The sequence below is a fragment of the Sphingopyxis sp. JAI128 genome, assembly GCF_014207235.1.
Taxonomy (GTDB): Bacteria; Pseudomonadota; Alphaproteobacteria; order Sphingomonadales; family Sphingomonadaceae; genus Sphingopyxis.
Genome location: NZ_JACHDA010000003.1, coordinates 414,114 through 427,140, shown reverse-complemented (window position 1 = coordinate 427,140; position 13,027 = coordinate 414,114). Strand labels below are relative to the sequence as shown.

Below are 13,027 nucleotides of genomic sequence, written 5' to 3'. Positions count from 1 at the left end.
AGCCTTCTATGCATTCCGCGCCGTCAGCCCGCCGTCGACCGGAATCACTGCGCCGGTGATATAGCTCGCCGCCGGAAGCACGAGGCCGAGCGTCACATGCGCGACCTCTTCGGGCTCGCCGTAGCGGCGGAGCGCGGTGCGGCGCCGCGCGAAGACGACCTTGTCCTCCTCGGGCACCTTGTCGGTCATGCCGGTGCGGATCGGGCCGGGGCAGATGCAGTTGACCGTGATGCCATCCTTGCCAAGGTCGACTGCGAGGCCGCGCGTCAGGCCAGTGACGCCGGTCTTGGCGGCGACATAAGGCGTGTCGCCGGGGGTCGCGCCGAGGCCCTCGGTCGAGGCGATGTTGACGATGCGCGCGGCGTCGCTTTGGCGCAGCCAGGGCAGCGCGGCGCGGACCATGCGCTGGTGGGCGGTCAGCATTACCGCGAGCGCGCGGTGCCAGATCGCGTCATAGTCGTCCCCGGCGTCGAGCGGGGCGAAGCTCGAGACGCCGGCGTTGTTTATGAGGATGTCGATGCCGCCGAAATGCGCGGCGATCTCTGCGACGACGCGCTTGATCGCCTCGCCATCGGCGACGTCGAGCGCGACGGCCTTGGCGTTCGGCCCCGCCTCGGCGGCGACGGCTTCACAGGCGGCGAGGTCGAGGTCGGTGACCGCCACCTTCGCGCCTTCGCTGGCGAGCAGCAGCGCGGTGGCGCGGCCCATGCCGCTCGCGGCGCCGGTGACGATCGCGACGCGGCCCGCGACGGAGCGCGACAGCGTCAACGGAAGGGCGGCTCGTTGAACGCGCGCAATTTGCGGCTGTGGAGCTTGGCGCCCTCGTCGCGCATCGTCTCGCACGCGCGGATGCCGATCTGAAGATGTGCGGCGATCGCCTCTTCGTAGAAGCGGTTCGCCTGTCCGGGCAGCTTGAGTTCGCCGTGAAGCGGCTTGTCGCTGACGCAGAGCAAGGTGCCGTAGGGAACGCGGAAGCGATAGCCCTGCGCGGCGATGGTCGCGCTCTCCATGTCGATGCCGATCGCGCGCGATTGCGAGAAGCGCAGCGCGCTGTCGGTATAGCGCAACTCCCAGTTGCGGTCGTCGGTGGTGACGACGGTGCCGGTGCGCATGCGCTTCTTGAGGTCGGCGCCGCTGGTGCCGGAGACGGACTCGGCGGCGGTCGCGAGCGCGACCTGCACTTCGGCGATCGGCGGGATCGGGATTTCGGGCGGCAGCACGCTGTCGAGGATATGGTCGTCGCGCAGATAGGCGTGCGCGAGCACATAGTCGCCGATGCGCTGGCTGGGTCGCAGGCCGCCGCAGTGGCCGATCATCAGCCAGGCTTCGGGCCGTAGCACCGCGAGATGATCGCAGATCGTCTTGGCGTTCGACGGGCCGACGCCGATGTTGACGAGCGTGATGCCGCCGCCGTCGGGCGCGACCAAATGATAGGCGGGCATCTGGTGCCGCCGCCACGCGCTGTCGGCGACGAGCGCGCTGGCATTGACGCCGGGCTGGTCGACATAGAGGCCCGCCGCGCCAGCGAGCGCGGTATATTTGCCTTGGCCGACCTGCGATCCGGCCCAGGCGACGAATTCGTCGACGTAACGATGATAGTTGGTGAACAGGATATAGCGCTGGAAATGCTCGGGTGCGGTGCCGGTGTAATGGCGGAGGCGCGCGAGGCTGAAGTCGGTGCGCAGCGCGTCGAACAGCGCGAGCGGCTGCTGTTCGGTCGGGTCGGCGCCGAACAGGCCGTCGGCCAGCTCGTCGCCGATGTCGGCGAGCTCGGTCGTCGGAAAATGGCGCGCGAGTTCGAGCGGGGTGACACCCCCCATGTCCGACCCGTCGCTCGCGTCGAGCACATAGGGGAAGGGGATCTGCTGCCCGGTGCGCGTTACCTCGAGACTGATGTCGTAGTGGCGTGCGAGGAGCATCAACTGGTCGCGAAGATAGTCGGCGAACAGGTCGGGGCGCGTGACCGTGGTGACGAAGGTGCCCGCGCGCTCGAAGCGGCCGAAGGAGAGATTATGCCCTTTCTGCCCCTCGCGCTGTTCGCCCGTCGTTGTCAGGCGGATCGCCGGATAGTCGAACAGGCCTTTTGCCGCGGCGTCGGCCGGCGGCAGCGTGCGATCGCGGACATAGGCGGCGATCGCGGATTTGAGGTTGGTGACCGAAGTGCGAAAGCGATCCTGCAGCTCGGTAATGATGGCTTCGACGAGCGCGGAAGGATCGGCGGTGTTTTCGTCGGTCGATGATCTGGATGTCATCGCGTCGCTGTTGCACGAAATTATGACAAAAGAAAAGGGGGCGGCCCTTTGCGACGCCTCTCGATAAAAGGGAAGGCAGCGCGACAGCGCGCCGCCTTCCCTTCTGATCAGAGCTGCTCGAGCATATGGTCGGCGCTCGACACCTTGAATTCGCCGGGCGCTTCGACGTTGAGCTGTTCGACGACGCCGTCGTTGACGATCATCGAGAAGCGCTGGCCGCGCTTGCCCATGCCGAACGCCGTGCCGTCCATCGTCAGGCCGACGGCTTCGGCAAAGGCGCCATTGCCGTCGGCGAGCATGGTGACGCTGTCACCCGCACTGGCGCTCTTGCCCCATGCGCCCATGACGAAGGCGTCGTTAACCGCGGTGCAGACGATCTCGTCGACGCCCTTGGCTTTCAGTTCGTCGGCCTTGTCGACAAAGCCGGGCAGATGCTTGGCCGAACAGGTCGGGGTGAAAGCGCCGGGGACCGAGAAGAGCGCGACCTTGCGGCCCTTGAAATAATCGGCGGCGGTAACCTGTTCCGGCCCGTTTTCGGTGACCTTCACGAAGGTCGCGTCGGGCAGCTTGTCTCCGGTCTGGATCGTCATCGTCGGCATCCTTGTCTTGATGGGATTTGGGTCGCGCCGACATCGGGTGGCCCGACGCGGGAGTCAAGCGGCGACGGGGCGCACCGGGCATTTTGGTCGATGCCACATCCGGGTTTTGCAGTTTCCTCGTCTTTTCCCTTCCTCCGCAGGGGTGGGGAGGGCAGCTTGGCCTCCCGGCGCCAAGCCGCGTATCAACCGGGATTCGCTGCCTGCATCCCGGCGATCAGCGCATTGTCGATCTCCTTCGCGCGCTTGTATGCCGCGCGCTCGCGCAGGGCTGCGGCATAGGCTTCGAACGCCGGGCGCGAGGGGATGGTGCCGAACTGCAGCCCCCAATCGATCTGGCTGCCGACATAGACGTCGGCGGCGCTGAAGCGGTCGCCCGCGACAAAGGATTTACCCGCGACCGCACCCTCCAGCGCGTCGAGCGCCGTCGCAAGCGAGCCGAAGCCCGCCATGCGCTGCTGGTCGGTATCGGGTTCGATCCCGAAATGCTTTGCGGTGATCGCCTGCTCGACGGGCCCCGCGGTGAAGAAGAGCCAGCGATAATAATCGGCGCGGTCGGCGGGGTCGGGGGCCAGCGCGGCCTCGGGAAAAGCGTCGGCCAGATACGCGCAGATCGCGGCGCATTCGGTGACGGCCTTGCCGTTGTGCACGATCGCCGGAACCTTGCCCATCGGGTTTACGCTGAGATAGGCAGCGTCTTTCATCGTCGTGCCATAATCGAGAATGCGCGGTTCATAGGGCGCCCCGACCTCTTCGAGCATCCAGCGGACGATCTGGCCGCGCGACATCGGGTTGGTATAGAAAATCAGTCCTGCGGCCATCGCGCGTCTCCCACGGGTTTTCGATTCGGATTGGAACGTATCAGGAACATGGTTCGGTTGCCAGTGGGCTTGTTTTGTCGCCGTTCGCAGCTAAGGCAAGGTGATGAGCGACGAACGCATCTGGACCGCCGCCGTGCTGGTGATCGGCGACGAGATTCTCTCGGGCCGCACGCAGGACAAGAATGTATCGCAGATCGCGACCTGGCTCGACGTGCAGGGAATCAGGCTGCGCGAGGTGCGGATCGTCCCCGACGTCGAGGCGGAGATCGTCGATGCGCTGAACGCGATCCGCGCGCGCTACGATTATGTCTTCACCACCGGCGGCATCGGGCCGACGCACGACGACATCACCGTCGACGCGGTGGCGAAGGCGCTCGGCGTCGGTGTGATCGTCCATCCGCAAGCGCGCGCGATCCTCGAGGGCTATTATAGAGCGCGCGGCGGCGAATTGACCGAGGCGCGGCTGCGCATGGCGCGCACCCCCGAGGGCGCCGAGCTGATCCCCAACCGCATGTCGGGCGCGCCCGGCATCCGCATCGGGAACCTCTTCGTCATGGCGGGGGTGCCGCACATCACCGCGGGCATGCTCGACGCGCTGACCGGCGCGCTCGAAGGCGGCAAGCCGCTCGTCGCGCATACGATCGGCGCCTGGGCGCCCGAAAGCGAGATTGCCGACCTGCTACGCCTCGGCGAAAAGGAGCATCCGGGGGTCGCGATCGGCAGCTACCCCTTCTTCCGCGAGGGCAAGGTCGGCGCCAATTTCGTCATCCGCTCGGTCGACGGCGCCGAGGTTGCGGCGTGCGTGGCGAGGCTGGCCGCGGGTCTCGAAGCGCTCGGTTATGCGGTGACCGACGGCGGCATCTGATCGGCGGGCTGCGCGCGCGGCAGGCGGCGCAGCATGGCGATCGCGAGCAAGCCGAAGATCGCCGCGACGATAAAGGCCGCGCCCGGGAAATGCACCGGCGCCCCGTCGGCGGTGAAATACGCCATAGTCCCGGTAAGCAACAAAGGCGCGACGAGCTGGCCGAGCCCCATCGCCATCGCCGAAATCCCCTGGACTTCGCCCTGCGTCTCCGCCGTCGCGCGGCGCGACATCATCGCCATCAGCGACGGCTGCGCCGGTGCCTGCAACGCGACGGGTATCAAAAGCAGGAAGGCGCCGATCGTCGAGGTGGTGAAGGCGTACCCCACAAAGACCGCGACCGCGACGAGGATGCCGAGCGTCGCCGCGTCGCGTTCGCCGAATCGCGCGACCGCGGGCCCGACGACGAAGACCTGCCCCAATGCGATCATCACGCCAACGGCGGCGAGGCTCGCGCCGATCATCACCGGCGTCCAGCCGAGCTGTGCGATACAGTAAAAGCTCCACGTCATCGGATAAACGAGGCTCGCAATCTGCCACAGCACGAGCACCCCTGCGACGCCGTCCATGCCGGGCAACGCGCGCATCGTCTTCCACGCGCCGAGCGGATTGGCGCGGCGCCATTCGAAGGCGCGGCGGCGTTCGGGGGGCAGCGTTTCGGGGAAGATGAAGAGGCCGTAGAGCATGTTCGCCGCGGCAAGGATCGCGGCGGCGACGAACGGCGCGCGCGGGCTGATTTCCCCCAGAAAGCCGCCGATCGCCGGCCCGGCGACGAAGCCGATGCCGAACGCCGCACCGACGAAGCCGAAATTGCGAGCGCGCTCTTCGGGCGCGGTGATGTCGGCGATCGCCGCCTGCGCCGCGGCATAGCTGCCGCCGAAAATGCCCGACAGCGCGCGCGCGACGAACAGCCAGGGCAGAGTCTCGACGATCGTCAGCAGCGCGTAATCGATCGCGAGCCCGCCCAATGCGAGGAGCAGCACGCGCCGCCTCCCGAACCGGTCGGAAAGATTGCCGAGCACGGGCGAGGCAAGGAAGGTCGCGACCGCCATGACGAGCCCGATCCACGCGCCGACCTCGATCGCGTGGGGCAGGTCGATCTCGCCGACCTCCATCACAAGCTGCGGCAAGACCGGCATGATGATGCCGAATCCCACCGCGTCCATGAAGATTGTCGCGACGATGAAGGGGATGGTGCGCCGCGCTGTCACTTGTTCTTTCTCCCAACTGCCATTAGCGGCACCGATCCCCAAGCTATGCGTTGCCGATAGATGAAACTCGAAATCTCCGCCTCCCTAAATTACCGGCTGCCCGAGCCCGTCGACCTGATGTTGCAGATCGAGGCGGCGAACGGGCATGGCCAGCGTGTCATCGATGCTTCGCTCGACCTCGGCAAACCCGATTTCGTCGCGCGCGTTCCGGCGGCGGATGGTCTTTGCGAACCGATCTGGTTGCGTGCGTCGGGCAGCCTTCGCGCCGAATATCGCGCGCTGGTCGAAATCGACCGGCCCGACGCCGATTTTCGGGCGCTCGCGGCGGTTCCGCTCCACCGCCTGCCCGCCGAGGCGATCCCCTATCTCAACGAATCGCGTTATTGCCCGTCGAACAAATTCCATGCTTTTGTCGAGCGCCGCTTCGGCGACCATGAAGGCGGCGCGAAGATCGGCCGGATGCGCGACTGGATCGAAAGCCGCTTCACCTATGTCTCGGGGTCGAGCGATGCCGAAACCGGCGCGCTCGACAGCTTCGTCGAACGCCGCGGGGTGTGCCGCGACTATGCGCATGTGATGATCGCGCTGGCCCGCGCCGCGCATATCCCGGCGCGCATGGCGAGCGCCTATGCGCTGCGCGTCTCGCCTCAGGATTTCCATGCCGTCGCCGAAGTCTATCTCGATGGGGATTGGCACCTCGTCGATGCGACCGGCATGGCGCGCGCCTCGGAAACGGCTCGCATCTGCGTCGGCCGCGATGCCGCCGACATTTCTTTCCTCACCGCCTATCGCGATATTGCGTTCGTCGGCCAGTCGGTAAAGGTCGAGCGCCGCGCGAACGCGTGACATCCCGCCGCGCTTCGATCTTATCGCTAAAAGGTAAAGTGCGGCCCGGTGGCTGAAAAACTGGAGCGGGCGAAGGGATTCGAACCCTCGACCCCAACCTTGGCAAGGTTGTGCTCTACCCCTGAGCTACGCCCGCTCTGGCGGCTGGAAACCGGTCGGTTCCAGCGGGTGAGGCGGGCGATTAGCACCGGCTTTTGGACTCGGCAAGCCCTGTTTGCGCATTTTCTCCGAAGGGTTGGCATATCGCCCGAAAATCCCACATAAGCGGGACAAGGTGCCGTCCCGCCTTTGCGGGAGCGGCGGGAAATCAAGAACAGGAGCATCGTTCGTGGCCACTCTAGGTCTGAATCCGCAGGAAAAGGAAGCCGTCGAAGCGTTCCGCCGCGACGTCGTAGAACCGTCGATGAGCAGCCTCGTCATTCTCGATTTCTGGGCCGAATGGTGCGGTCCGTGCAAACAGCTCGGCCCCGTGCTCGAAAAGGTCGCCGCGGATTATGCCGACAAAGGCGTTGTGCTGGTGAAGGTCGACGTCGATGCGAATCGCTTCATCGCCGGGCAGTTCCAGGTCCAGTCGATCCCCACCGTCTATGCGATCTTCCAAGGTCAGCCGGTCGCCAATCTGACCAATGCGCGCACCGAAAGCCAGCTCAAGGCGATTCTCGACCAACTGCTCGCGCAGCTACCGATCGAGAGTGCCGCAAAGGATCTGGCGGTCGAGATCGCGCCGCTGGTCGACATGGGCGAAGCGGTGCTCGCCGAAGGCGATGGGGCCCGCGCGGCGAGCATCTTTGTGCAGATCCTCGAAATGGCGCCGGACAATGCCGCGGCGCACGGCGGGCTGGTGCGTGCGCTGGTGCTGGCGGACGATATCGATGGCGCGCAGGCCGCGCTCGCGGCGGTCCCTGCCGAGATTGCCGCAGATCCCGCGATTGCGCAGGCGCGCAGTGCCCTGGCGCTGGCCGCCGACGCGCCGGACGCGGACGAACTGGCCGATTTCGAGGCCGCCGTCGCGGCGAATCCCGACGATCACCAGGCGCGGTACGACCTCGCCAGCGCGCAGATCGGTGCCGGGCGGCGCGATGCCGCGGCCGATAATCTCCTCCATATCGTCGCCACCGACCGCGAATGGAACGAAGGCGCGGCGCGGGCCAAATTGCTGTCGCTGTTCGAGGCCGTCGGGCTCGAGGACCCATGGGTCGCCGCGCAGCGCCGCCGCCTGTCGCTGATTCTTTTCGGCTGATGAATACCGATGCGCCTTTGACCATTCAGCGGATCGCGATCTTTCCGCTGACCGGCGCGGTGCTGTTCCCCGGGCTGCACCTGCCGCTCCACATCTTCGAGCCGCGCTATTCGGCGATGGTTCAGGAGGTGCTGGCGCGCGACCGGCAGATCGGCATGATCCAGCCGCGCCAGCTGCCGGGCGAGGAAGACCGCGAACCGCCCGCGCTTTACGACGTCGGCTGCGTCGGGCGCATCATCGATGTCGAGGCGCTCGACGAAGGGCGATTCAACCTTGTGCTCGAAGGCGTGGCGCGCTTCCGCGTGCGCCGCGAACTCGACGTCACGACGCCGTTTCGGCAGGTCGAGGCCGAAATCGAGGTTGAACGCGACGAACGAGCGGTGCTTGCGAGCATCGAGCGCGCCAGCCTCGAGCGCGAGGCAAAGCGTTTCGCTGCGCGGCAGGGCTATGTCGTCGACTGGGATTCGGTCGGCCAGCTCGACGATGCGACGCTCGTCAACGGCATCGCACAGGTCGCGCCGTTCGACGCCGCCGCAAAGCAGGCCCTGCTCGAAGCGTCGCCGGTCGACGTTCGCGCCGAACTGGTCGTTCAGATGATGCAATTTTTCGGCCGTTTCGACAGCGATGACGGGCGCGCCACGCTGCAATAGCCGATCAGCCCGGCATCGCCGTTCCGGCGTGACGGACGATGTCGGCGATCGCGCGGCGGACGACATGGCGGTCGCTTTCGCGCAGCCGCTCGGCCGCGTCGGTCGCCATCAGCTGGCCCCGCACCAGCGCCTTTTCCGCTGCGACACGTTTTTCGACGCGGCTGTCGTCGTGCGACGCGCGCGCCAGCCCGGCGCGCCGCCGCGCCGCCCAGTCTTCCACCAGCCGATCGGCAGCGAGCTCTGCAAGCCCGTCGGCCGCCCCCCGTTCGGTGGATGCCTCGGCAGCCGGATCGACCAGCCACGCGTCGTCGCCGTCGTCGTGCAGGGCGTCGAGCGACACGATTGCGGTCACCTGCCGGCGCCCGGCGCAACGCTGGTCGCCGTGGAGCCGGTGGCGCAACGCCTGCAATTCGGCGCGGAGCTGCCAGTTGACATAGGTGGTGAAGCGTGCGCGCGCCGGATCATATCGCTCGGCCGCCCGGTGCAGGGCAATCGCGCACGCTTGCGCCGCATCCTCGGCAACGTCGGCGAGGCCGTAGGCGCGGGTGAAATAACGGATACGTGGGGCCGCCAGCGTGGCAACCCGCGCGAACATGCGGTCGGCGAGCGCGCTGGCGCGTGCGCCGGGGGCATTGTCGAGCGCGGTCCGCGCCTGGATATAATCGGTTACCGCCCGCTCGAGGGCATCGCTTTTTGCCGACATGGTCCAGTCCCATCCTGCCACGGCTCGTTGCCGCGAAGACAGGGATAGGCGGACATGCTTAGCGCGGCACTGCCGCAACCCTAGGTAGTAATACCTAGATTTCGGCGCCGGCGAGCAGGCGCGGCAGGTCGCCGGCCTCGCCGCGTGCCTCGTCCATGAAAAAGCGTTTAAGCATCGGCATGCGTTGCACCGCGCCAAGCCCGGTCCGCCGGACGGCGGCGGCGGTGCGCCCGGGAATGCCGAATAGCCGGGTGAGTCCGTCGGTCGCCAGGCTGACCATCATATTGTCGAGCCCGCGCCAGCGCTGGTAACGCGCGAGCAGCGCCGCATCGCCAAGGTCGAGCCCGAGCCGCGCGCCCTCGACGAGCACTTCGGTCAGCGCCGCGACGTCGCGCAGGCCAAGATTGAGCCCCTGTCCCGCGATCGGATGGATGCCGTGCGCGGCATCGCCGACGAGCGCGATGCGGTTTGCGACGATCGACGCGCTATGGTGGAAACCGAGCGGATAGGTCATGCGCGGCGCGACAAGTTCCATGGCGCCGAGCGCCCCGCCCGCCCGCTTTTCGAGCTCGGCGACAAAGCCGCGTTCTCCGAGCTTGGAAAAACCCGGCCCGTCCTTTTCGGATACCGTCCAGACGAAGGCCGAGCGGTGCCGGCCCTGCGGATCGTCGACCAGCGGCAACAGGGCAAACGGGCCCGACGGATAGAAGATTTCATGCGCGACATGGCCGTGCGGCTTTTCATGGGCGACCGCGCCGATCATCGCATGATGGTGATACGACCAGTTGGCGATGCTGAAACCCGCCGCGTCACGGGTCGGCGACCGACGGCCTTCGGCGACGATCAGCAGCGGGGCTGCCAGCTCGGTCCCGTCGGCAAGCGCCAGCGTTACGCCATGCGTATCGATATCGCGCGACACGACGGTCGCCGGCATCGTCAGGCGTATCAGTGGCGTTTCGGCGAGCGCGGCGGCGAGCGCAAGGCGCAGCTGCCGGTTTTCGACCATCGTACCAAGCGGTGGGTCGCCGTCGGCGGTCATGAAATCGAGTTCGCCGCCGCGCCCGCTGTCGGGCGCGCCGTCGCCCACCTTGATGGCGCGGATCGGGCAACCATGGTCGGCCAGGCGATCGGCGATGCCCAGCACCTCGAACATTTGCCACGTCGCGCTCGCGATCGCCGAGGCGCGGCCGTCGAAGCCGGACGCGATCGTCGCGACGGGATCGGCGGGGTCGACGACCTGCACCGACAGGCCGTGCCGGGCGAGGGCGAGGGCGAGGGTCTGGCCGACGAGGCCGCCACCCGAAATCAGGACATCGCTGCGCAGCGTTTCGCTCATGCCGATGCCCTAGCGTGAGGCAAGACGGTTGGAAAGGCCGCGGTCGCGCGCCGGGCCATGCTTGACGGCGACTCCGCCCCATGCGCATATCGCCGTGGTTAACTGACAGGGACCCGAAAAGAGCATGGCAAGCCGCAAGGCCGCACCCGCAAAGGCGGATTGGCGCACCGTTTTCCGCCAGAGCATCGCCCGATCGCTTGTGATCGCGGCGGCGGCTTTGCTCGGCCTGTTCACGCTGTTCCTCGCTCTCGCATTTCTGACCTATGACGCCACCGATTCGGCGTTTAATACCGCGGCGGGCGGTACGCCGACCAATTTGATGGGCACTGCCGGGGCGCGGTTTGCCGACATGGGGCTGTTCATCGGCGGCGCGCCGATCATATTGCTGGTCCCGCTGCTGGGCATCTTTGCCTGGCGGCTGTGGGCGTCGGTGCCGCAGCCTTATTGGCTGCGCCAGCTGATCTACGCCTTTGTCGGTATCCTGCTTGTCGGTCTCGGCGCGCAGTTGCTGATGCAGGACAGCAATGCCCAGCTGCCCGCCGGGTGGGGCGGAATCATCGCGTTGATCCTCGGCGGTGTTATCGACCCGCCGCTGACACGGGTCGGTGACCCGGCGGCTGCGCTGATCCGCATCGCCGCGATCCTGCTGCTGGTTGGAATCGGCCTCTGGCTCGCCTATCGCGCGTTACGGCTCGAAAAAGGCTGGGCCGCGCGGTTCAAACTGCCATCGGCCGAAGGCTCGCGGCGCGTTGTCGAACCCGCGCGGCCGGCAAGTGAAGAGGCCAGGGCGCCGAACCTGATGGAGCGTGTCGTACGGCCCCGCGCTGTCGCCGAACCGAGCGGGCGCGCGCCCCCCGAAATCGCCGACCCCGCCGAGCGTACGGCGCCATCGAAGCCCAAACCCAAGCCGCAGACCGAGCTGTTCACCAATTATCAGCTGCCGTCGATCGACCTTCTCGCCCCGCCGCCGCCGGGCCCCACGGGACAGATCGACAAGGCGGGGCTGGAACGCAACGCCCGCCTGCTCGAATCGGTGCTCGAAGATTTCCAGGTCAAGGGCGTCGTCACCGCGGTCCGTCCGGGCCCCGTCGTCACCATGTACGAACTCGAGCCCGCGCCGGGCACCAAGGCGAGCCGCGTCTCGAACCTGGCCGACGATATCGCGCGCAACATGTCGGCGCTGTCGGCGCGCATCGCGCCGATCCCCGGCCGGACGGTGATCGGCATCGAACTGCCCAACGCGCACCGCGAATCGGTCGTGCTGCACGAAATTATCGGCAGCGCGCTGTTCCAGGACCAGACCGGCGCGCTGCCGATCATCCTCGGCAAGAATATCAGCGGCGACGCGATGATCGCCGACCTTGCGCCGATGCCGCACCTGCTGATCGCGGGTACGACGGGTTCGGGCAAGTCGGTGGGTTTGAACGCGATGATCCTGTCGTTGCTCTATCGCCTCGGTCCCGACCAGGTGAAGATGATCATGATCGATCCGAAGATGCTCGAACTCAGCGTCTATGACGACATCCCGCACCTGCTCGCGCCCGTCGTTACCGAACCCAAGAAGGCGATCCGGGCGCTGAAATGGGCGGTCGAGCAGATGGAGGACCGGTACCGGATGATGTCCTCGCTGTCGGTACGCAACCTTGCCTCCTACAACGACAAGGTCCGCGGCGCGCTCGCGAAGGGCAAGTCGCTCGGCCGGCGGGTCCAGACGGGCTACGATCCCGACACCGGCCAGCCGGTCTATGAGGAAGAGACGCTCGATTACCAGCCACTGCCGCAGATCGTCGTCGTCGCCGACGAACTCGCCGATTTGATGATGACCGCGGGCAAGGAGGTCGAATTCCTGATCCAGCGGCTCGCGCAAAAGGCGCGCGCGGCGGGCATCCACCTGATCCTCGCGACGCAGCGCCCGTCGGTCGACGTCATCACCGGCGTCATCAAGGCGAACCTGCCGACACGCATCAGCTTCAACGTCACGTCGAAGATCGATAGCCGCACGATTCTCGGCGAAGCGGGCGCCGAACAGCTGCTTGGCAAGGGCGATATGCTCTATGTGCCCGGCGGCAAGCAGATCACGCGCATTCACGGCCCCTTCGTGTCCGACGACGAGGTGCGTGCGGTCGCCGATCACTGGAAGTCGCAGGGGCGTCCCGACTATATAGAAAGCGTCACCGAGGACCCCGAGGATGGCGGCTTCGCGATGGAGGGTGCGCCCGCGGGCGGCGACAGCGCCGAGGACCGGATGTATGCAAAGGCTTGCCAGATCGTCGTCGAAAGCCAGAAGGCATCGACGAGCTGGCTCCAACGGCAATTGCGGATCGGCTACAACAGCGCGGCGCGCCTGATCGAGCGGATGGAGGACGAAGGCTTGGTCAGTCCGCCCAACCATGTCGGTCGCCGCGACGTGCTGACCGACCAATATGGCCAGCAGCGCTGAGGCGGAACCTTTCCCGTCCCTGCGGCTTGAACAGCATCTAACCGCCGGGTTCAGCGCGGGTTCAATGCCT

Annotated in this window: 12 protein-coding genes and 1 tRNA gene; 5 read left to right on the top strand and 8 right to left on the bottom strand. The window is 66.8% G+C overall.

The annotated features are described in order from the left end of the window. Positions 1-6: 6 nt before the first annotated feature. The 4 genes from HDC35_RS09455 to HDC35_RS09440 form a co-directional block, all read right to left on the bottom strand. Positions 7-768 (bottom strand): SDR family NAD(P)-dependent oxidoreductase, encoded by a 762-nt coding sequence (locus tag HDC35_RS09455; RefSeq protein WP_184646024.1) that lies wholly within the window; start codon positions 766-768, stop codon positions 7-9. Beyond that, the gene (locus HDC35_RS09450; protein WP_184646022.1) at positions 765-2,252 is read right to left on the bottom strand and encodes an AMP nucleosidase; all 1,488 of its coding nucleotides are present in this window, start codon (positions 2,250-2,252) and stop codon (positions 765-767) included. The genes HDC35_RS09455 and HDC35_RS09450 overlap by 4 nt, the downstream gene beginning before the upstream one ends. 107 nt (positions 2,253-2,359) lie before the next feature. After that, a complete protein-coding gene (locus HDC35_RS09445) occupies positions 2,360-2,842 on the bottom strand; it encodes a peroxiredoxin (protein ID WP_184646020.1) in 483 nt (160 codons plus the stop codon). Between the two features lie 191 nt (positions 2,843-3,033). Then, positions 3,034-3,669 (bottom strand): glutathione S-transferase family protein, encoded by a 636-nt coding sequence (locus tag HDC35_RS09440; protein ID WP_184646018.1) that lies wholly within the window; start codon positions 3,667-3,669, stop codon positions 3,034-3,036. Positions 3,670-3,772: 103 nt separating this feature from the next. Here HDC35_RS09440 and HDC35_RS09435 point away from each other — a divergent pair, with 103 nt between their 5' ends. Then, positions 3,773-4,534: a molybdopterin-binding protein gene (locus HDC35_RS09435; RefSeq protein ID WP_184646016.1), complete on the top strand. Its 762-nt coding sequence runs from the start codon at positions 3,773-3,775 to the stop codon at positions 4,532-4,534. On the opposite strand, the gene HDC35_RS09430 is transcribed toward HDC35_RS09435, so the two are convergent. Continuing rightward, positions 4,507-5,742, bottom strand: coding sequence for an MFS transporter (locus HDC35_RS09430; RefSeq protein WP_184646014.1), 1,236 nt, complete (start codon positions 5,740-5,742; stop codon positions 4,507-4,509). The two genes, HDC35_RS09435 and HDC35_RS09430, sit on opposite strands and share 28 nt — an antisense overlap. Before the next feature lie 60 nt (positions 5,743-5,802). Here HDC35_RS09430 and HDC35_RS09425 point away from each other — a divergent pair, with 60 nt between their 5' ends. Then, entirely contained in the window at positions 5,803-6,588 is a 786-nt protein-coding gene (locus HDC35_RS09425; RefSeq protein WP_184646012.1) for a transglutaminase family protein, read from the top strand. 61 nt (positions 6,589-6,649) lie between these two features. Here the strand turns inward: HDC35_RS09425 and HDC35_RS09420 are convergent. Next, a tRNA-Gly gene (locus HDC35_RS09420) sits at positions 6,650-6,724 on the bottom strand. Positions 6,725-6,916: 192 nt separating this feature from the next. Here HDC35_RS09420 and HDC35_RS09415 point away from each other — a divergent pair. Both HDC35_RS09415 and HDC35_RS09410 read left to right on the top strand, forming a co-directional pair. Then, positions 6,917-7,828, top strand: coding sequence for a tetratricopeptide repeat protein (locus HDC35_RS09415; protein ID WP_184646010.1), 912 nt, complete (start codon positions 6,917-6,919; stop codon positions 7,826-7,828). Then, complete coding sequence (locus tag HDC35_RS09410) at positions 7,828-8,478, top strand: LON peptidase substrate-binding domain-containing protein (RefSeq protein WP_184646008.1); 651 nt, start codon at positions 7,828-7,830, stop codon at positions 8,476-8,478. The genes HDC35_RS09415 and HDC35_RS09410 overlap by 1 nt, the downstream gene beginning before the upstream one ends. Positions 8,479-8,482: 4 nt before the next feature. Here HDC35_RS09410 and HDC35_RS09405 read toward each other — a convergent pair whose 3' ends face one another. Together HDC35_RS09405 and HDC35_RS09400 are read right to left on the bottom strand one after the other, a co-directional pair. Beyond that, complete coding sequence (locus HDC35_RS09405) at positions 8,483-9,181, bottom strand: sigma factor (protein WP_184646006.1); 699 nt, start codon at positions 9,179-9,181, stop codon at positions 8,483-8,485. A 94-nt stretch (positions 9,182-9,275) separates the two neighbouring features. Beyond that, the gene (locus HDC35_RS09400) at positions 9,276-10,517 is read right to left on the bottom strand and encodes an FAD-dependent monooxygenase (RefSeq protein ID WP_184646004.1); all 1,242 of its coding nucleotides are present in this window, start codon (positions 10,515-10,517) and stop codon (positions 9,276-9,278) included. Between the two features lie 124 nt (positions 10,518-10,641). Here HDC35_RS09400 and HDC35_RS09395 point away from each other — a divergent pair, with 124 nt between their 5' ends. Continuing rightward, a complete protein-coding gene (locus tag HDC35_RS09395; protein ID WP_184646002.1) occupies positions 10,642-12,957 on the top strand; it encodes a DNA translocase FtsK 4TM domain-containing protein in 2,316 nt (771 codons plus the stop codon). Positions 12,958-13,027 lie beyond the last annotated feature (70 nt).